This window comes from Bradyrhizobium ganzhouense (assembly GCF_049949285.1).
Classification (GTDB): Bacteria; Pseudomonadota; Alphaproteobacteria; order Rhizobiales; family Xanthobacteraceae; genus Bradyrhizobium; species Bradyrhizobium ganzhouense.
Genome location: NZ_CP181318.1, coordinates 765,278 through 784,548, shown reverse-complemented (window position 1 = coordinate 784,548; position 19,271 = coordinate 765,278). Strand labels below are relative to the sequence as shown.

Annotated in this window: 17 protein-coding genes; 9 read left to right on the top strand and 8 right to left on the bottom strand. The window is 64.7% G+C overall.

Annotated features, from left to right (window positions below):
• Positions 1–172: 172 nt before the first annotated feature.
• From ACLFLU_RS03590 to ACLFLU_RS03570, 5 genes are read left to right on the top strand one after another with little or no spacing between them, the layout of a single operon-like run.
• Positions 173–1,048 carry a branched-chain amino acid ABC transporter permease gene (locus ACLFLU_RS03590; protein ID WP_426410981.1) on the top strand — a complete coding sequence of 292 codons (876 nt, stop codon included), beginning with the start codon at positions 173–175 and terminating at the stop codon, positions 1,046–1,048.
• Positions 1,045–2,043: a branched-chain amino acid ABC transporter permease gene (locus ACLFLU_RS03585; RefSeq protein ID WP_426410980.1), complete on the top strand. Its 999-nt coding sequence runs from the start codon at positions 1,045–1,047 to the stop codon at positions 2,041–2,043. Before ACLFLU_RS03590 ends, ACLFLU_RS03585 begins: the two co-directional genes overlap by 4 nt.
• On the top strand, positions 2,040–2,783 hold the full coding sequence (locus tag ACLFLU_RS03580) for an ABC transporter ATP-binding protein (RefSeq protein WP_426410979.1): 744 nt from the start codon (positions 2,040–2,042) through the stop codon (positions 2,781–2,783). Before ACLFLU_RS03585 ends, ACLFLU_RS03580 begins: the two co-directional genes overlap by 4 nt.
• A gap of 12 nt (positions 2,784–2,795) precedes the next feature.
• On the top strand, positions 2,796–3,533 hold the full coding sequence (locus ACLFLU_RS03575) for an ABC transporter ATP-binding protein (protein WP_426410978.1): 738 nt from the start codon (positions 2,796–2,798) through the stop codon (positions 3,531–3,533).
• A complete protein-coding gene (locus ACLFLU_RS03570) occupies positions 3,530–5,401 on the top strand; it encodes a bifunctional sugar phosphate isomerase/epimerase/4-hydroxyphenylpyruvate dioxygenase family protein (RefSeq protein ID WP_426410977.1) in 1,872 nt (623 codons plus the stop codon). The genes ACLFLU_RS03575 and ACLFLU_RS03570 overlap by 4 nt, the downstream gene beginning before the upstream one ends.
• Positions 5,402–5,547: 146 nt before the next feature.
• Here ACLFLU_RS03570 and ACLFLU_RS03565 read toward each other — a convergent pair whose 3' ends face one another.
• Complete coding sequence (locus ACLFLU_RS03565) at positions 5,548–6,720, bottom strand: ABC transporter substrate-binding protein (protein WP_426410976.1); 1,173 nt, start codon at positions 6,718–6,720, stop codon at positions 5,548–5,550.
• A gap of 309 nt (positions 6,721–7,029) precedes the next feature.
• Here ACLFLU_RS03565 and ACLFLU_RS03560 point away from each other — a divergent pair, with 309 nt between their 5' ends.
• The gene (locus tag ACLFLU_RS03560; RefSeq protein ID WP_426410975.1) at positions 7,030–8,295 is read left to right on the top strand and encodes an NAD(P)/FAD-dependent oxidoreductase; all 1,266 of its coding nucleotides are present in this window, start codon (positions 7,030–7,032) and stop codon (positions 8,293–8,295) included.
• Between the two features lie 184 nt (positions 8,296–8,479).
• Here the strand turns inward: ACLFLU_RS03560 and ACLFLU_RS03555 are convergent, their stop codons facing one another.
• Together ACLFLU_RS03555 and ACLFLU_RS03550 are read right to left on the bottom strand one after the other, a co-directional pair.
• Positions 8,480–9,691 carry an ABC transporter substrate-binding protein gene (locus ACLFLU_RS03555; RefSeq protein ID WP_426410974.1) on the bottom strand — a complete coding sequence of 404 codons (1,212 nt, stop codon included), beginning with the start codon at positions 9,689–9,691 and terminating at the stop codon, positions 8,480–8,482.
• 37 nt (positions 9,692–9,728) lie between these two features.
• Positions 9,729–10,937, bottom strand: coding sequence for a cytochrome P450 (locus ACLFLU_RS03550; RefSeq protein WP_426410973.1), 1,209 nt, complete (start codon positions 10,935–10,937; stop codon positions 9,729–9,731).
• Positions 10,938–11,020: 83 nt separating this feature from the next.
• Here ACLFLU_RS03550 and ACLFLU_RS03545 point away from each other — a divergent pair, with 83 nt between their 5' ends.
• Complete coding sequence (locus tag ACLFLU_RS03545; RefSeq protein ID WP_426410972.1) at positions 11,021–11,524, top strand: MarR family winged helix-turn-helix transcriptional regulator; 504 nt, start codon at positions 11,021–11,023, stop codon at positions 11,522–11,524.
• A 338-nt stretch (positions 11,525–11,862) separates the two neighbouring features.
• On the opposite strand, the gene ACLFLU_RS03540 is transcribed toward ACLFLU_RS03545, so the two are convergent.
• Positions 11,863–13,716, bottom strand: coding sequence for a feruloyl-CoA synthase (locus tag ACLFLU_RS03540; protein ID WP_426410971.1), 1,854 nt, complete (start codon positions 13,714–13,716; stop codon positions 11,863–11,865).
• 148 nt (positions 13,717–13,864) lie between these two features.
• Here ACLFLU_RS03540 and ACLFLU_RS03535 point away from each other — a divergent pair, with 148 nt between their 5' ends.
• Complete coding sequence (locus ACLFLU_RS03535) at positions 13,865–14,359, top strand: MarR family winged helix-turn-helix transcriptional regulator (protein ID WP_426410970.1); 495 nt, start codon at positions 13,865–13,867, stop codon at positions 14,357–14,359.
• Positions 14,360–14,564: 205 nt separating this feature from the next.
• On the top strand, positions 14,565–16,370 hold the full coding sequence (gene atzF, locus ACLFLU_RS03530; protein WP_426414210.1) for an allophanate hydrolase: 1,806 nt from the start codon (positions 14,565–14,567) through the stop codon (positions 16,368–16,370).
• A gap of 180 nt (positions 16,371–16,550) precedes the next feature.
• Here the strand turns inward: atzF and ACLFLU_RS03525 are convergent, their stop codons facing one another.
• Genes ACLFLU_RS03525 through ACLFLU_RS03510 form a run of 4 tightly spaced genes read right to left on the bottom strand, consistent with a single transcriptional unit; the run spans position 16,551 to position 19,253 of the window.
• Positions 16,551–17,273, bottom strand: a complete 723-nt coding sequence (locus tag ACLFLU_RS03525) for a GntR family transcriptional regulator (RefSeq protein WP_254134995.1) — start codon at positions 17,271–17,273, stop codon at positions 16,551–16,553.
• Positions 17,274–17,277: 4 nt separating this feature from the next.
• Complete coding sequence (gene hpxZ, locus ACLFLU_RS03520; RefSeq protein WP_148777405.1) at positions 17,278–17,670, bottom strand: oxalurate catabolism protein HpxZ; 393 nt, start codon at positions 17,668–17,670, stop codon at positions 17,278–17,280.
• A 1-nt stretch (position 17,671) separates the two neighbouring features.
• Positions 17,672–19,066, bottom strand: a complete 1,395-nt coding sequence (locus ACLFLU_RS03515) for an AtzE family amidohydrolase (RefSeq protein ID WP_426410969.1) — start codon at positions 19,064–19,066, stop codon at positions 17,672–17,674.
• Between the two features lie 7 nt (positions 19,067–19,073).
• On the bottom strand, positions 19,074–19,253 hold the full coding sequence (locus ACLFLU_RS03510) for a DUF4089 domain-containing protein (RefSeq protein WP_165637650.1): 180 nt from the start codon (positions 19,251–19,253) through the stop codon (positions 19,074–19,076).
• Positions 19,254–19,271: the final 18 nt, after the last annotated feature.

Sequence of the window (19,271 nt, the reverse complement as noted above, 5' to 3'; positions counted from 1 at the left end):
CTTCGCGGGGAGAGGGCGGGGTGAGGGGCTGCTTCCGCGGCTACGGTGACAATCGAACTCGCGGAGACAGCCCCTCACCCCAACCCTCTCCCCGTAAGAACGGGAGAGGGAGAAGAAAGAGAGATGGGGAGAGGGAGACGACAGAGCGGCGTGAGGGACACGAGAGAGGATAATGTCCAATCTGTTCGATCTTCTGGTCGCGGGACTGGCCACCGGCGCGATCTATGCGCTGGTCGCGGTTGGCTTCACGCTGCTGTGGCAGACCTCGCAGACCATCAATTTCGCGCAAGGTGAGTTCGTGATGCTGCCGGCGTTCTTGATGCTGGCGGCGATGCATGCCGGCGCGCCATTCTGGCTCGCGATCATCCTTGGCATCCTCCTGTCGATGATCCTGCTTGGGCTGGCCTTCAAGATGCTGCTGGTCGATCCGATGATGCGCCATGGCGTGCTGCCGCTGGCCATCGCGACCATGGCGCTGGCGATCGGCATCAAGGAAGCCGTCAAACAGTTCTTCAGCGCTGAGGCTTCGCCCTTTCCGTCGATCGTGCCAACCGGCGACATCTCCATCCTCGGCCACGCCGTGTCGCTGCAAAGCATCGGCGTGCTCGTCGTCGCCATCCTTGCCGTGTTCGGCCTGACCACACTGCTCAACCGCACCTCGCTCGGCCACCAGATGCAGGCGGCAGCCCAAAACCCGACGGTTGCGCGCATCATCGGCGTGCCGGTCGAGCGCATGATCCTGCTGACCTTCCTGATCAACGCCTTCCTGGTCGCGCTGGCCTCGCTGCTGATCACGCCGATCTATCTGGCAAAATTTTCGAGCGGCGAAGTGCTCGGCCAGGCCGCCTTCATCGCGGCGATCGTCGGTGGCTTCAACCAGGTGCGCGGCGCGATCGCCGGTGGCCTGTTGATCGGCGTGCTCGACAATCTCGCGGCCGCCTACGTGTCGACGCAGTACCGCGCCGCCGTGCCGATGATCTTTCTGATCGCCGTCATCCTGTTCCGGCCGCAAGGACTGCTCGGCCGCGCCGAGGAGCGCACGGTATGAGCGGCTTCGCCAAACCCTTGAAGATCGCGCTCGGCCTCATCGTCATTGCCGGCCTGATCGTCGTGCCCATGAACTTCAATCGTTACGGCCTGTTCATCCTGAGCCAGTGGGCGGTGATGACGATCGCCGCGATGGGACTCAACCTGACGCTCGGCTATGCCGGACAGGTCTCGCTGGCGCAGGGCGCTTTCGTCGGCATCGGCGCCTATGCTTCTGCGATCATGACGACGCATGGCTGGCCGCTGCCGGCCGCGATCCTGGTTGCGATCATGCTGAGCTTCGGCGTCGGCTGGGTGCTCGGCTATCCTGCGCTGCGCGTGCAGCACCACTACCTTGCCTTCGTCACGCTCGCCTTCTCGACGCTGGCCTTCCTGGTGTTCCGCAACGAGAGCTGGCTGACCGGCGGCATCTACGGCATCTCCAACATTCCGCGCCCCCACTTTTTCGGCATCCCGACCAACAAGCCGCTGCCGTTCTACTATGTCTGCCTCGGCTCGCTCGCGATCGTGTCCGTCGCGGTCTGGTGGCTGATTCGTTCGCCCTGGGGCCGCGCCTTCATGGCGCTGCGTGAAAACCCGCTGCGGGCTCAATCGCTCGGCATCGATACCCGCCGCTACACGCTGATGGCATTCGCGATCGGCTCGGCGCTCGGCGGCGTCGCCGGCGCGCTCTATGCGCCGCTGACGCAATATATCGACCCCGTACCGTTCAACCTGTCGCTCTCGCTCGATCTCCTGATGATGGTGATCGTCGGCGGCGCCGGTTTCTATTTCGGTCCTTTCCTGGGGGCGATGATCGCGGTGCTGCTGCCGGAATGGCTGCGCTTCACGGAAGGCTATTATCTGATGCTCTACGCGATCGCGGTGATGGGACTGCTGATCTGGTCGCCGACAGGCATTTTGGGAATCCTCGACCGCTATCTCGCCGAGCGCCGCACCAAGGCGGCCTCCGCACTGCGCGCCGTCGCAAAGTCCCGCCTGGAGACGGCGCAATGAGTGCGGTCCTCGAAGTCACCGACATCAAGAAGAGCTTTGGCGGCATCACCGCGGTTGACGGCGTCTCTTTCGACGTGCGCGAGGGCGAGATCCTCGGCCTGATCGGCCCGAACGGCTGCGGCAAGTCGACCTTGTTCAACTGCATCCTCGGCCAGCTCACGCCATCAGGCGGCGAGGTCAAGCTCGACGGCAAAGTCGTCACCGGCCTGCGCCCCTCCGAGCTCAACAAGCTCGGCGTCAGCCGCACCTTCCAGCTCCTGCAGGTGTTTCCAAAACTCTCGGTGCGCGAGAACCTGATTCTCGCGGGCCAGGAGCATCAGGGCAACATGGCCTCGCGCCTCGTCGGCCGATCCGATGCCGGGCTGACTGATACCGCCAACCAGATGATCGGCTTCTTCAAGCTCGATCATCTCGCCGCGGAACCTGCCGGCGGCCTCTCCTACGGCCAGCAGAAGCTGCTCGACGCCGCCATGGCCTTCATGGGCGGCCCGCGCCTGGTGCTGCTTGACGAGCCCGCCGGCGGCGTCAATCCGACGATGCTGTCGGATCTGAAGGAACGGCTCGTCGCGATCAACCGCGAAAAGAACGCCACCTTCGTCGTGATCGAGCACAACATGGAGTTCGTGATGTCGTTGTGCTCGCGCGTCATGGTGATGGCGGAAGGCAAGGTGCTCGCGATGGGGCGGCCGGATGAAGTCCGCAAGAACCCCGCCGTGATCGAAGCCTATCTCGGACATTAGGGAAAGCGAGCCATGAGCGATCCGATCCTCTCGGTTCACAACCTTGTCGGCGGCTACGGCAAGATGACGATCCTGAACGGCACGACATTTTCGGTGCCGCCGGGGACAATCACCACGATCATCGGCCCCAACGGCGCCGGCAAGTCGACCGTGTTCAAGGCGATCTTTGGCTTGTTGAGGCTGCGCGAGGGCAAGGTCAATTTTGCCGGCCGCGACGTCACCAATTTGAGCCAGCGCACGTTGCTCAGCGCCGGCATCTGCTACGTGCCGCAAGGCCGCAACATCTTTCCGGAACTGTCGGTCCGCCACAACATCGAGCTCGGCGGCGTCGCCGCCGGCAAGGGCATCGACCTGCCGACGCGCATCGAGGCCGCACTCGACCTGTTCCCCGCGCTGCGCCGCAAGTCGACACAGCAAGCCTCGACGCTCTCCGGCGGCGAGCAGAAGCAGCTCGAGATCGCCCGCTCGCTGCTGCTCGAACCGAAGCTCGTTCTGATCGACGAACCCTCGATCGGCTTGTCGCCGCTGATGGTGCAGCAGACGTTCGACATCCTCAAATCCTTGCGCGACCGCGGCGTCACGATCCTGATGATCGAGCAGAACGCGCGCTCGGCGCTGGAGATCTCCGATATCGGCATCGTGCTCGAGCTCGGTCAGACCCGCATGATCGACGGCGCAAAGCGCATCCTGAACGATCCACGGATCGGCCAGCTTTTCCTCGGCGGCGCCATGGAGGACAACGCAGCATGACCAAGCGCTCGATCGCAACTGTCTCTCTCTCCGGCGCACTCGACGAAAAGCTGCGCGCCATCGCCTCGGCCGGCTTCGACGCGGTCGAGATCTTCGAGAACGACCTGTTGTCGTTCGGTTCCGGCCCGCGTGAGGTCGCGCAACTCTGCAAGGACCTCAATCTCGAGATCTGCGCATTCCAGCCTTTCCGCGATTTCGAGGGCATGCCGGAGCCGCAGCGCTCGCGCAATTTTGCCCGCGCCGAGCGCAAATTCGATCTGATGCAGGAACTCGGCACCGATCTGCTGCTGATCTGCTCCAACGTCTCCCCTCACTCGCTCGGCGGTATCGACCGCGCGGCCGATGATTTTCGCGAGCTGGGCGATCGCGCCGCCAAGCGGTCTTTGCGCGTCGGCTACGAGGCGCTGGCCTGGGGCCGCCACGTCAACGACTACCGCGACGCCTGGGAGATCGTGCGCCGCGCCGATCATCCCGCGATCGGCGTCATCCTCGACAGCTTTCACGCGCTGGCGCCGGGCTTCCCGGTGCGGGCGATGGCCTCGATCCCCGGCGACAAGATCTTTCTCGTGCAGCTGGCCGACGCGCCAAAGCTCGAGCTCGACATCCTGTCGTGGAGCCGGCACTTCCGCTCATTCCCGGGGCAGGGCGACCTGCCGGTCGGCGAGTTCATGCAGGCGATCGCGGCGACCGGCTATTCCGGTCCGTGGTCGCTGGAGATCTTCAACGACCAGTTCCGCGCCGGCTCGGCGGCGCAGACCGCGGTCGACGGCCTGCGCTCGCTGATCCTGTTGCAGGACCAGCTCGCCCCGGATTGGCCAAAGCTCGTCGGCGAGCCCTTGGCACCGAAGGCCAGGAGCAGCGGCACGGGCTTCATCGAGTTCGCCGTCAACGAGACCAAGGCCGGAGAGCTCGCGCATCTGTTTTCACAGCTCGGCTTCCGAAAGACCGGCAAGCATCGCAGCAAGGCCGTGGAGCGCTGGTCGCAGGGCAGCGTCGAGCTCGTGATCAATTCCGAGAGCGACGGCTTTGCACACTCGCACTATGTCACGCACGGTCCCGGCGTTTGCGCCATCGCGCTCGACGTCGACAATGCAGGCCTTGCCATGCAACGGGCAGAGACGCTGAAGGCGCGCACCTTCTACCAGCCGGTCGGGCCGGGCGAGCTGGAGATCCCCGCGATCCACGGCGTCGGCGGCAGCCTGCTCTATTTCCTCGACCAGGCCGGCAAGAACTGGGACACGGACTTTGCGCCGGTCGCGAGCGACGCAAGCGCGGATGCGCTGCTCGCCATCGATCACATCGCGCAGTCGATGCCGTATGACGAGATGCTGTCCTGGCTGCTGTTCTACACCGGCATTCTCGACCTCAAGCGCCTGCCGCAGATGGAGATCGCCGACCCCCGGGGTCTCGTGCAGAGCCAGGCCGTCATCAATGGCGACCAGAGCCTGCGCTTCGTGCTCAACGGCTCCTCCGCCAACCGCACGCTGCCGGCGCGCTTCATCTCGGAGTTTTTCGGCTCAGGCGTGCAGCACGTTGCATTCGCGTGCGAGGATATCTTTGCCACCGTCGCCGCGATGCGCGCCCGCGGCGCGGACTTCCTGGATATCCCTGACAATTACTACGACGACATCGAGGCCAAGTACGATCTGGCGCCCGACGTGATGGCAAAACTTCGGGCCAACCACATCCTCTACGACCGCGAGGGCGACGGCGAGTTCTTCCAAGTCTACACCCACATCTTCGACGAGCGCTTCTTCTTCGAGATCATTGAGCGACGAAGCTACCAGGGATTTGGCGCAGCGAATGCCGGGATCAGGCTCGCGGCGCAGGCCCGGGAGGTACGCCCCGCGAGCATGCCGCGGGTGTAGGATCGTCGTCATTACGAGGAGCGCAGCGACGAAGCAATCCAGAGTCTTTCCGCGGAGGGATTCTGGATTGCTTCGCTGCGCTCGCAATGACGGAAGAGAGAGCTGAGAGCCTCTCTCCCCCTTGCGGGGGGAGAGAGGGGGGGAACTTACTTCATCACGCACTTGTCGTGGAAGCGATCCTGGTCGTTCTCCACGATCGTCGCCACGGTCTTCAGCGAGAGCTGGCCTTCGCCGTCCTTGACCACGTCCTGCAGGTAGAAGCTCTGCACCGGGATGTGGTTCTTGCCGTATTTGAACGGGCCGCGCAGCGACTTGATGTTGGCCTTCTCCATCTCGGCCCTCATCGCGTCCTTCTTGCTGGTGTCACCCTTCACCGCGACCACAGCGCTGTTGATGAGCTGGGCCGCGTCATAGGCCTGGGCACCGTAATAGGTCGGACGCAATCCGGTGTACTTCTTGCGGTAATCGGCGACGAAGCGCTTGTTCTGCTCGTTGGGGAGGTCGTTGACCCATTCCTGCGCGCCGGGAACGCCGAGCGCATTCTCCTTCTGCAGCGGCAGCGACAGCTCGTCGACGGTGAAGGCGGTGTAGAGCGGCATCGTGCTCTTTAGGCCTGCCTGCGCATATTGGTTGAGGAACTGCACGCCGGCAGCCCCCGGATAAAACACGAAGATCGACTCGGCCCCTGAGGCGCGCGCCTTGGAGAGCTCCGCGGAGAAGTCGAGCTGGCTCGGCCAGACCGTGTATTCCTCGCCCTTGACCTCACCCTTGAACGTGCTCTTCACGCCCGCAAGCATGTCCTTGCCGGCCGCGTAGTTCGGCCCGATCAGGAACACGCTCTTGACGCCCTTCTGGTTCATGTAGAGGCCCATGGCGGCCGGCGTCTGGTCGTTCTGCCAGGAGGTCGAGAACACGTAAGGGCTGCACAGCTCGCCCGCGAGCTGCGACGGGCCGGCATTGGCCGAGATCAGGAAGGTCTGCGAGTCGACCGCGGTCTTCAGCGACGCCAGCAGCACGTTGGACCAGATATAGCCGACGATGAAATCGACCTTGTCGGACTGCACCAGTTTTTCGGTCTTCTGCTTGCCGACATCGGGCTTCTGGCCGTCGTCCTCGTAGATCACCTCGACCGGCTTGCCGTCCATCTTGCGGCCCATGTGATCCAGCGCGAGCTCGAACGAGTTGCGCATGTCGTTGCCGATCACGGCGGTCGGGCCGCTGAACGTCGAGACGAAACCGATCTTGATGGTGTCGCCGGCGAACGCCGGGCCTGCCAGCGCGAGCGCAGCCGCACCCGCCAGCCAGAATGCTGTCTTCATAACCACTCCCCTCCTTATTATTGATCCCGGAAACGAGGTGATCGCCGCCCCGGGCCTGTCTCTATTGAACGCAAAATCTGTCGCGCCGCCAATGGCTCAGCGCCCGCCCCTGCACCATATTTCGCCCCAATCGTCGATGGCAAGAAATATAATTCTACTTACTTCGACCGAGGCCGGCCTAGGGCTGCGGCGCTTTTTCGCGCCCGATCGATACATCAGGCCTATTCCCCGATTGATGACGGCTATTGGACTGCCGCTCCCAATCCGCACTTAATGAGGAAATCAAGCAGCGAGATTCGAGGGTACATCATGACCACGACACCGCATCGCGTCGTCATCGTCGGCGCCGGCTTCGGCGGGCTGGAGACCACCCACCGGCTGGCGGGCGCGCCGGTCGAGATCACGCTGATCGATCGCCGCAACCACCATCTGTTTCAGCCGCTGCTCTACCAGGTCGCGACCGCCTCGCTCGCAACCAGCGAGATCGCCTGGCCGGTTCGCCATCTCATGCGCGACCGCCGCGAAGTGACGACGCTGTTCGCCACGGTGAGCGGCGTCGATGCCGAGCGACGTTGCGTGCTGATCGATGATGGCAGCGAGGTGCCCTACGACACCTTGGTGCTCGCGACCGGCGCGCGCCACGCCTATTTCGGTCATGACGAGTGGGAGCAGTTTGCGCCTGGCCTGAAGACGCTGGAGGATGCGACCACGCTGCGCCGCCACATCCTGGTGGCGTTCGAGCGCGCCGAGCGCGAGACCGATCCGGCAAAGCGCGCGGCGCGGCTGACCTTCGTCATCGTCGGCGCCGGGCCCACGGGCGTGGAGCTCGCCGGCACCATCGCCGAGATGGCGCATCACACGCTGCCAGCGGACTTCCGCAACATCGATACCCACAAGGCTCGCGTCGTTCTGATCGAAGCTGGTCCGCGCGTGCTCGCAGGCTTTCCCGAGGACCTCTCGGCCTATGCGCAGGCCTCGCTGGAAAAGATCGGCGTCGAGGTCGTGCTCGGGCAGGCCGTGACCGAGATCAATCGTGAGGGCGTGGTGTTCGGCGGCAAGCTGCTCGAGGCCAAGACCCGGATCTGGGCCGCCGGCGTGCGCGCCTCGCCCGCCGCCGAATGGCTGGACGCACCGGCCGATCGCGCCGGGCGCGTGCAGGTCGAAGACGATCTCACCATCCCCGGCCATCCCGAAATCTTCGCGATCGGCGACACCATCAATATCAACGCCTGGGAAGGCAAGCCGGTACCCGGCATCGCGCCGGCCGCCAAGCAGCAGGGCCGTCACGTCGCCGAAACCATCAAGGCGCGGCTGCGCGGCGAGAGCAAGGGCGCGTTCCGCTACAAGCACTCCGGTAGCCTCGCGCAGATCGGCAAGCGTCTCGCGGTGATCGACTTCGGTCGCATCAAGCTGCGCGGCACCATCGCATGGTGGATCTGGGGTATCGCCCACATCTACTTCCTGATCGGCCTGCGCCACCGCCTCAGCGTGGCGCTCAGCTGGCTCTGGATCTACGCCCGCGACCAGCGCGCGGCACGGTTGATCACGCAGGGAAGCAGCAAGGTGGTGGGGTGACTGTTTTTCTTCCTTCTCCCCTTGTGGGAGAAGGTGGCGCGAAGCGCCGGATGAGGGGTTGCTTCCGCGAATTCACTGCAAGAGATGTGCTCGTGGAGAGAACCCCTCACCCGGCTTCGCTAGCGCGAAGCCACCCTCTCCCACAGGGGGAGAGGGTGCAGCGGCACCCGCAGCAACCGCCTCCCTACTTCACCAGCTCGCACCCACCCTCCGCCATCGGGCGAAACGCCTGCTCCGCGGGAATCGTCGAGACCAGCTTGTAATAGTCGTACGGATATTTCGACTCCTCCGGCTTCTTCACCTCGAACAGATACATCGGATGCACGACACGGCCATCCTGGCGGATCGCGGTGTCGCCGAACAACTTGTCCTTGCCCTTGAACTTCTTCATCTCGGGCACGACGTCCCTGGCATTGTCGCTGCCGGTCGCGGCGACCGCATTGAGATAAGCGAGTGTAGAGGCATAGACGCCGGCCTGGTTGCCGCTCGGCATCTTGCCATTCATGCCGGGCCGCGCCGCGAAGCGCTTTGCGAAGGCACGGGTATCGTCATTCATGTCCCAGTAAAAGGCCTCCATGAGCTGGAGGCCCTGCGCGACCTTGATGCCCATGCCGTGAACATCGTTGATGAAGAGCAGGAATGCGACGAGCTTCTGGCCGCTCTGCTGGATGCCGAACTCGGCCGCCTGCTTCACGGCGTTGATGGTGTCGCCGCCGGCATTGGCAAGGCCGATCACCTGCGCTTTCGAGCCCTGCGCCTGCAACAGGAACGAGGCGAAGTCGGAGGTGCCGAGCGGATGTTTTGAGGAGCCGAGCACCTTGCCGCCGTGGCCCTCGATGTATTTCTGCGCCTCCGCCTCGATGCCCTTGCCGAGCGCGTAGTCGACCGTCAAAAAATACCAGTCCTTGCCGCCGCGCGACATCATCGCCGCGGCAGTGGTGTTGCCGGTCGCCCAGGTGTCGTTGACCCACTGGATGGTGTTCGGCGAACAGGCCTTGCCGGTGAGATCGGCGCTCGCGGTCGACGACGCCAGGAACGTCATGCGGCTGTCGCGCAGCAGCGTGTTGACGGAGAGGCCGACGGCCGAGTTCGGCACGTCGACGATGGCGTCGACACCTTCGACGTCGAGCCATTTGCGCGCGATGGCGTTGCCGACATCGGCCTTGTTCTGGTGATCAGCGTAAACGATCTCGACCTTGATGCCCTTAGCCCCGCCGTTGAAATCCTCGGCCGCCATGCGCGCGGCCTCGACCGAGCCCATGCCATTGGTGTCCTGAAAAATGCCGGAGATGTCGTTGAGCACGCCGACGCGCACGACGTTGTCAGATATCTCGGCGCTCGCTGCGCCACCGATCAGGCTCGCCGCGAGCGCGAGCGTCCACTTCAAGTTCTTCATTGGTCCCTCCCCGTTATTGTTTTCGTCGCCGACAGCGTCAGGCCGGCGTGATCGTCACCGGCAGGCTGTCGAGCCCGCGCAGCGTGTTGTTGAAGCGGCGCTTCGGCTCGCCGGTGATCTCGATCTTCGCGATGCGCCGCGCCAGGGCTGAGAGCATCGTCTCGCCTTCGAGCCGCGCCACCAACTGGCCGACGCACATGTGGATGCCCGAGCCGTAGCCGACATGGCCGGACGTCCGGCGCGTGATGTCGTAACTGTCAGGCTTGTCCCAGCGCCTGGGATCGCGGTTGGCGGCGGCGAGGAACATCAGCACTTTCTCGCCCTCGCCGATGGTCGCGCCTGACAGTTCGACTTCGCGCGTCGTGGTCCGGAAGAAGGTCTGCACCGGGCTCTCGAAGCGCACGGCCTCCTCGAACGCGTTGCGCGCGAGCGTAAGATCGCTGCGCAGGCGCTGCCACTGATCGGGGAAGCGGGCCAGGCAATAGACGGCGGCGCCGATACCGTTGACCGTGGTATCGAGACCAGCCGAGAGCAGCGAGCGTACCAGCAGCGGCGCCTCCATCGCTGTGATAGCCCCCTCGTCGACATGGGCGTGGATGCAGGCGCCGATGCCGCCCGGCGTCAGGTTGTCGCGCTGGCACTGCTCGATGACATAAGCCTGGTGCGGCGCCGAGCGCGCGATCGCGTCCTGGCGCAGCTGGTTCGGCGGACCGAAGGCGTTGAACACCAGACTCGCATAGGGAATGAGATGATCGCGACCCTCGGGTTTCAACCCAAGCGCATCTGGGAAGATCGAGAGCGGATAGGCCTCCGCAAGATCCGTGATCGCGTCGAAGCTGCGCTTTTCAAGCAGCACGTCGACCCGCTCCTCGGCCGCGGCGGCAAAGCGGTCGCGCAGCCCCTTCATCACGGTCGGCGACAGCACCTTTGACAGCACGGCGCGGGTGCGGGTGTGCTCGGGAGGATCAGCCTCGAGGATCAGGCTCGGCGGCCGCCACGGCGTCTCCTTCTTGAAGTCGGACAGGCCGACGCCGCGGCTGGAGCAGAACGTCGTGGGATCGTTCAGGACCGCATGAACCTCGGCATAGCGAGCCACGCCATAGAGCTTCCATCTGTCGAGATAGACGACCGGGCCCGTCTCACGCAGCAGCTCATGCGTCGGATAGGGGTCCGCAAAAAAGTTCATGTCGAAGGGATCGACATCGAGATGCGGGACACCGTTTGCGATCGAGCCTGTTGCGCTCATGAAGGTCCTCCCTCATTTTGATCTTGTGAAAGGGCGCCGCTTGCCCTTAGGTCTTTGGGCACGCCGCGAGACAGATTCCCGATATGCCGCCTTCGACCAGATCCCGCCAAAAGCCTGCGCCCGCTGAAGTCGGGCCGACGCTCGATCTCGATCGTTACGTCCCGGCGTTCATCACCTTCATCGCCAACAAGCTCTCCAACAGCGCGACCGCGTTCTATCAACGGCAGTTCGGCGTCAACGTTACGGAGTGGCGGATCATGTCGCTGCTGGCGATCGAGCCCGGCATTCCCGCCTCGCGCATCTGCCACGTCATCGGCTTCGACAAGGGCCCGGTGAGCCGCACGCTGGCGGGCCTCGAGAAGCGCGGACATGTGTCGATCCGCACCGATCCGAACGACGGCCGCACCCATTCGATCTCGCTGACCGCGAAGGGGCGCGCCACCCATGACAAAGTGATCGTCGCGGCGTTCGAACGGGAGCGGCGGCTGCTGTCCTGTCTGAGCAAGGACGAGCGCGAGGTGCTGATCGACCTGCTGCGCCGATTGCACGAAAATCTCGGCGCAGTGACCGGCGGCAGCGAGGCCTGACGGATCACGCGCCGGGTGCGATCCCCTGTCGTTCCTGAGCATACGCCGGCGCTTGCCCGCGGCACCCTTCCTGCCGAGCATTGTTTCCTCCGAGATCAGGCGCAGCGGTTTCCCCGCCGTCATCCTTGTCTGGAACGGTTCGCACAAATTAGTTGCTTCGGCAACAAAAGAATCGAGCGCGAGAATGCGGCAGAATGGCTGGCGTATCCCGCTCGTCATTCCGGGGCGCGCGCAGCGCGAACCTGGAATCCATCGTGCAACACCCCTGCGGTGAAATGGATTCCGGGCTCGCGCCAAGGGGCGCGCCCCGGAATGACAGCGGAGTGTGGCTTCGCTAACTAGGCCCTACACCCGATCCACTCACCCGACGCATCATCGTTCAACCGCGCCACAGCATCGGCACGCCGCGTCAACACCGCGCGCTGGTTGATGTAGCCCTTGTCGGTGATCTCGCCGCCGTCGACCGACGGCGGCTCGGCGAGCAGCAGCGCGCGCGTGGCGTGGCCGGAGGAATTGGCGCCCTGCTGCTTCAGCTTTGAGAGCCCCTGCGCGATCGCTGTCCGCACCTTGTCATGCGCGAGCACATCATTCGCGCCTACAGTCTCAGACAGGCCGGCATGTGCACGGCAGGCGGCGATGTTCGGAAACACCAGAAACCGCACCTCGTCGCCGCCATGACCGGTGACAACGACGTCCTGCGCCAACGGCGCAAGCGCGGCGATGCCGGCGACGCGCAGCGTGCCGACGCTGACCCAGGTGCCGGAATTGAGCTTGAAATCTTCCGCCACGCGCCCGTCGAAGAACAAGCCGCGCTCCGGCCGATCGGCATCGGCGAACTTCACGGCGTCGCCGATAAGATAGAAGCCGTCTTCATCAAAGGCCTGCCTGGTCAACTCCGGTGCCTTCCAATAGCCCGGCGTGACGTTGGGGCCACGTACCCGTACCTCCAGCTTGTCGCCGGAGGTAACGAGCTTCAGCTCTGTTCCGGGAATCGGCACACCGATATTGCCGGAACGCTCGGCAAGGAAATGGCAATCGGTTGCGAGCGGCGAGGTCTCGGTCGAGCCCCAGGCCGAGACCATCGGCATCGCACGACCAACAGTCTTAATCGAAAGCTCTTCCAGCGCGTCCCACAGATTCTGCGGCAATGCTGCGCCAGCATAGAAGGCGAACTTCACCTCGCCGAAGAAGCGGCGGCAAAGTTCCTCATCGCCGCGCAGCGCCGCAATCAGCATGTCGAAGCCGCGCGGCACGTTGAAATAGACCGTCGGCATCACGCTTTTCAGATTGGCCAGCGACGTCGCAAACAGTCCCGGCGCGGGCTTGCCGCCGTCGATATAGAGCGAGCCGCCATTGCGCAGCACGAGGTTGAAATTGTGGTTGGCGCCGAAGGTGTGGCTCCAGGGCAGCCAGTCGAGAATGACGAGATCGTCGGACTGTTCGAGAAAGGTCCAGGTCTGCGCCTTGGCCTGCTGGCTCGAGGTCAGCATGCGCTGGGTATTGATGACCGCCTTGGGCGTTCCGGTCGAGCCCGAAGTGAACAGGAATTTTGCGATCGTATCGGGCGTCACTGCGGCGAAGCCCTTTGCGACGTCCGGCGTTTCGGCCGTGGCCGCGATATCGCGGAAGGCAAGCGCATCGGCGTCGCCAGCGTTGCCACTGACGATCTGCGCCTTGTGCAGCGGATTGATCGCAGCGAGCGCCGCTGCAAACGGCTTGGTGCCGGAAACGTAGATCGCACCGGGCTCAAGCAGCGCGATCATGCTTTTCAGCTTGTCGAAATCCCTGGACATCAGCGAATAGGCCGGCGAGATCGCGGCCGAGGGTACGCCGACATGCTGGGCGGCCAGCGCAAGCAGCGCGTGGTCGATGCTGTTGTCGGAGAGAATGACGACGGGGCGCTCCGCGCTGAGCCCCTGCGTCAGGATCCAGGACGCTGCGGCGCGTACGCGCCGCAGGGCGCCCGCGTAAGTCACGGTGGCCCAGGGCGTATCGGCGCTGTCACGCTCGGCGAGGAAGATTGTGTCCGGCGTCTGCTGCGCAAAATGCTCCAGCCAGTCGCCGACGCAGCGCGCGCTGTCGCACAAGGGATCTGGCGAGCGCAGCACGATGCTGCCGTCGGCGCGATGCTCGGCGACGGTCTTTGGCGCTGCGAACAGGCTCGAAGCGTCATCGCGAGTGGCTGACGTCATGGTTTCCTCCTCGCCCGGATCTCCGGATCGGCGCAGCCTCGTTCCGGGCTGCTTTGGCCATAATGTTGGGCAGGACAATTGTTGTCGTCAACAACAATCTTCCGCCAGGACCCCCGAGGCGCTAAGCTCGCGCGGCAGGAGACGCGATATGACAGCCAGCGCAGCCCAGACTTCCCCCCGCAAACGCGCCGGCAATGGCGCGGCGCGACGGATCGACGCGGACGATATCGGGCTCGACGCCCTGGTCGGCCACGCCGGCTACGCGGTGCGGCGCTTCCAGATCTGGATCTTTCAGGACTTCATCAAGACGCTCGGCGACGTCGACATCCGGCCGACGCAATATTCGGTGCTGACCGTGATCGGCGCCAATCCAGGCTTGTCGCAGATGGCAGTGGCAAAACGCCTCGGCATCGAGCGTGCCCGGCTGGTGCATCTGCTCGACAGCCTCGAGCAGCGCAAGCTGGTGAAGCGGATCAAGTCGAAAGAGGATCGGCGCTCGCATGCACTGCATCTTACTGGCCAAGGCGAGACGGCGCTGGCCAAATTCAAGCGCCTCGCCGCCGAGCACGAGCGGCATGTCGAGGACAAGATCGGCAAGGCCAACCGGGAACGGCTGCTTCAGATCCTCGCTGGCTTCACTTGATCCGAACTGCTCATGATTTGGGCAAATGCCCGCAACAGGGCCTTGGCACGGCCGCCCAATCGATCATCGAGAAATCCCACAAGCTGCTGATCTTTCGATAATATCCGGAGCGGCCGCGCTGCCCGGATAATGTACACAATGGCACATCGCTTGCTTCATTCCGGGTGAAGCAAGTTGCCGGAGTTTTATCGCCATGAAGGCTGAAATGGGGGCTGAGCAGCCTGAAACGATCGCCGCGATCGTGGCCGCGCATCGGGCGGGCACGATGACGCCGGCGCAGACGGTCGCGCGGACCTATCAGCGCATTCGCGATCACAACGATCCCGCCATCTTCATCAGCCTGCGCGACGAGAAGGACGCGATCGCGGAGGCCGAAAAGCTTGCCGCGAAGGATGCCGCCGGCCTGCCACTCTATGGCGTGCCGGTCGCCGTGAAGGACAATATCGACGCGCTGGGCTTTTCGACCACGGCGGCCTGCCCGGCTTTCTCCTATACGCCCGCGCACGACTCGACCGCGGTGGAGCGGCTGCGCGCCGCCGGCGCGATCATCATCGGCAAGACCAATCTCGACCAGTTCGCGACCGGCCTCGTTGGCGTGCGTTCGCCCTATGGCATTCCCAGGAATTCGATCCGTGACGATCTCATTCCGGGCGGATCGAGCTCGGGCTCAGCCACCGCCGTCGGCGCGGGCCTCGTGCCGCTGTCACTCGGCACCGACACGGCCGGCAGCGGCCGCGTGCCGGCGATGCTCAACAACATCGTCGGGCTGAAGCCGAGCCTCGGCATGATCTCGACCGCAGGTCTCGTGCCGGCGTGTCGCACGCTCGACTGCATTTCGGTGTTTGCGCTGACGGTGGATGATGCCGCGCTCGCGCTGTCGGTGATGACTGGGCCCGATCAGGCCGATCCGTTCTCGCGCGACCGGCCGCTGGGCGGGCTCACGCCCTTCCCGGCAAATCTGCGCCTGGGCGTGCCGCGCAACGGGCAGCTGATCTTCTTCGGCGACAAGAAGGCGGAAGCCGCCTACGGCGAAGCCTTGAAGCGCTGGACCGCACTCGGCGCTGAACTGGTCGAATTCGACCTCGAGCCGTTCTACGAGACGGCGCGGTTGCTCTATGAAGGTCCCTGGGTTGCCGAACGTTATCTCGTGATCAAAAATCTGCTCGCCTCGGCCCCGGACTCGATCCATCCGGTCACACGCGAGATCACCGCGGCCGGCGCACGGCTGACAGCGGCGGAGACCTTCTCCGCACTCTATCGTCTGCAGGGTCTGCGCAAGATCGCCGAGCGAACGTTTGCGAATATCGACGCCTTGGTGCTGCCGACAGCACCGACAGCCTATACGACGGCCCAAGTGCTGGCCAATCCGATCGAGCTCAACAGCCGGCTCGGCACCTACACCAATTTCGTCAATCTGCTTGACCTCTGCGGTCTTGCCGTGCCGGCGGCAATGCGCGCGGACGGCATTCCGTTCGGGATCACGCTGCTCGCGCCCGCGGGACGCGACGCGCTGCTCGCGAGCATCGGCCGCGTGTTCCATGCCGATACGAAGTTGACGGTTGGTGCGAAAAGCGTGGCGCAAGCACCGCCCGCACAGCTCACCGCAAGCGGCGCCGACGAGATTCCGATTGCGGTGGTCGGTGCACATCTCTCCGGCATGGCGCTCAACGGCGAATTGAAGGCGCTGAGCGCGCGCTTGATCGAAGTGACCAAGACCGCACCGGACTACAAGCTCTTTGCGCTTCAAACCACGCCGCCAAAGCCCGGCATGCTGCGCGTCGAGGCCGGCAAGGGCGCGTCGATCGAGCTGGAGATCTGGTCGCTGTCGTCGTCGGCGTTCGGCAAGTTTGTGAATGCGATTCCTGCGCCGATGGCGATCGGCACGGTTCGACTTGCGGATGGCCGTAGCGTGAAGGGATTTCTCGTCGAGCCGGAAGTGCTTGGCGAGGCGCGCGATATCACAGCGTATGGCGGCTGGCGCGCATATACGAAGGAAGCTGCGACGACGTAAGCCCAACAACGCCGTCGTCCCGGACAAGCGCAGCGAAGCGGAGCGCCGATCCGGGACCCATACGCCGCAGCAATAGTTTTGCGAGGACTCGGAGTTACCAGCTCGACCCATAACCACTCCCTGTGGTTATGGGTCCCGGCCTTCGCCGGGACGACAGCGAAGGTGTAGCCCCAGCGTTGGCTACACCGACACCGCGTAAATCTCATACTCCCCGCGCACCAGCTCGATATGCGCGCGCATCGCGGCCGCGGCGCCCTGCTTGTCGCCGCGCATGATGGCGACGACGACGCGGTCGTGCTCGGCTTGCGATTTTGCCAATCGGCCGAGATTGCGAAACTGGGCGCGGCGGAATGGCTGCACGCGGACCCGCGTCGCCAGCGTGATCTCGGCGATGTAGCCGTTCTGCGAGCCGGCATAGATCGCGTTATGAAAACGCTCGTTGACCTCGTGGAAGCGATCGGGATTGCCGGCGTAGCTGAGAACGCGGAGCTCTTCGTGGATCGCTTCGAGACCATGGCGCTCGGCGGCCGACATGCGCTCGGCGGCAAGGCCGGCACACAGCGCCTCCAGCTCCGCCATCGCCTCGAACATGCTCGTCAGCCGCTCGATCGACGGCTGCGCGACCACCGCGCCGCGATGCGGTCGCGCCTCGACCAGGCCGCTCGCGACCAGTTGCCGCAGCGCTTCACGCACCGGCGTGCGCGAGACGCTGAAGCGCCGCGCGATATCGGTCTCGTCCAGCGGCGCGCCGGGCGCGAGAGTTCCACGCACGATCTCGTCGGCAAGCTGAAGACGCAGCTCCTCGGCGCGCGTGACCTTCTGCACCGATGGCGAGGCACGGTCGACGCGCGGCACCACCGGCTCGGCCGGCAGTGTCCCGGGCGGAAAATCGTCAAGCGTCATACGGTCAGGTCTCTTTCGACTCGTCGATGATGCTGACATGGGCAGCGACAACGCGCCAGCCCTCCGGGAAGCGAATCCAGGTCTGCATCTGCCGGCCGACCTTGCCGGGAGCCGTGTCGCGATAGAACAGGGTGGAGGCGACAGCCGTATCGCGGCCATAGCTGGAGATCACCGTCCTGGCGGTGCGGCGGTTGAGGCCGACCGGCGAGCGGCCGGCGCGGAAGCCGGAGATCGCCTCATAGCCGTAGAGATTTTCGCCGATGCCGTAGCGCAGCGTGCGGGGATCGTTGCGGAACAGCTCGCCGAGCACAGCGACGTCGTTGCTGACCAGGGCCTGCTCATAGCGCTCGAACGCGGCTTTGACTTCCGCGATCACGTCGGGGAGATCGATCTCCATCTCAGAATCCTTTTGGTGACGGCGCGGCGACCACGCCCATCTGCTCCAATGCGTGCGCGACGCGCAACGCGATGTCCTCGCGCCAGGGCGCAGCAATGATCTGCACGCCGATCGGCAGCGGCTCGAGCGGCACCGGCACTGCCACCACCGGCAGTCCGATGAACGAGATCGGCTGGGTGTGGATGCCGATATTGGCGCGCACCGGCAGCTCGACGCCGTCGAGAGTGAAATTCACCTGGCCCAACTTTGGCGCGGTGCAGGGCGTTGCCGGGGCGATCAGCACGTCCACTGACTTAAAGATCTCGGCGAATTGCGCGCGATACCAGCGGCGGAATTTTTGCGCGCGGTCGACCAGCGGTGCGGGCACCATGGCGCCGGCGATCAGCCGGTCGCGCACGGCGGGATCGAAATCGTTCGGGCGCTTGCGCAGACGATCGAGATGCAGCGAGGCACCTTCGGTGGTGGTGATGACATAAGCCGCCGCACGGGCGCGCGAGGCTTCAGGCACGTCGACGACTTTGGTCGCGTTGAGCGCCTTGGCCACACGGCTGACGGCTTCGACGGCTTCAGGGAACACGTTCTTCTGGAAGTACCCGCCGGCGATCGCGATACGCAAATCCGAGACCGGATTGGCGAGCAGCGGCAGCGTCGGCTCCAGACCGCGCGCGGTGCAGGCGCCGTCGTCGGCATCCGGGCCCTGCATCGCGTCATAGGCGAGCGCGAGATCGGTGACGGAGCGTGCGAACGGGCCGAGATGATCGAGGCTCGCCACAAACGGGAAGGAGCGCGCCCGCGACAGCCGGCCATAGGTCGGCTTCAACCCAAAAATGCCGCAGAACGAGGACGGCACGCGGATCGAGCCATTGGTGTCCGAGCCGAGCGCGATCGGCACCAGCGCGCCGCCAACGGCGCTGCCCGAGCCGCCGGAGGAGCCGCCGGTCATCCGCGTCGTGTCATGCGGATTGCGCGAGGGGCCGTCGTGAATGTTCTCGCCGGTGAAGTCATAGGCGTATTCGCCCATGTTGAGCGCGCCGACGAGCACGGCCCCGGCCGCTTCCAGCCGCTCGATCAAGGTCGCGTCGCGCCTGGACGGTGTGAGATCGCGGTTGATCTTCGAGCCGGCTCGCGTGGGCAGACCCGCGACATCAAACAGGTTCTTCACAGCGAAGGGCACGCCGGCGAGCGGGCCGACGGTCTTGCCGGCGGCGATGTCGGCATCCATCGCACGCGCTTTCGCGCGGGCGCGATCGGCGGTGACGTCGGTGAAGGAATTGAGGATGGTGTCGTGTTGCTTGATGCGCGCGAGCGCCACTTCGGTGGCATCGAGCGCGGACATCTTGCGACCCGCGACCGCATTCGCGATCTCCGAGGCCGTCATCTCTGGCTTGGTGGTCATGGCAGCATCAGGCCGTGAAGATCGGCGCCGGCTCGGTCTCGTCCGGCAGCGCGAATTCGTCGACCAGGCGGGCGAGCCGGAGCGACACTTCGAGATTGGCGCGGACCGCGGGCCGCCAGGCCTCCTCGATCGGCAGCGCCAGCGCTTTCGATACGGCGTCGATATAATCGTCCAGCGGCTCGGCCATCACGCTCCCAAACAATCG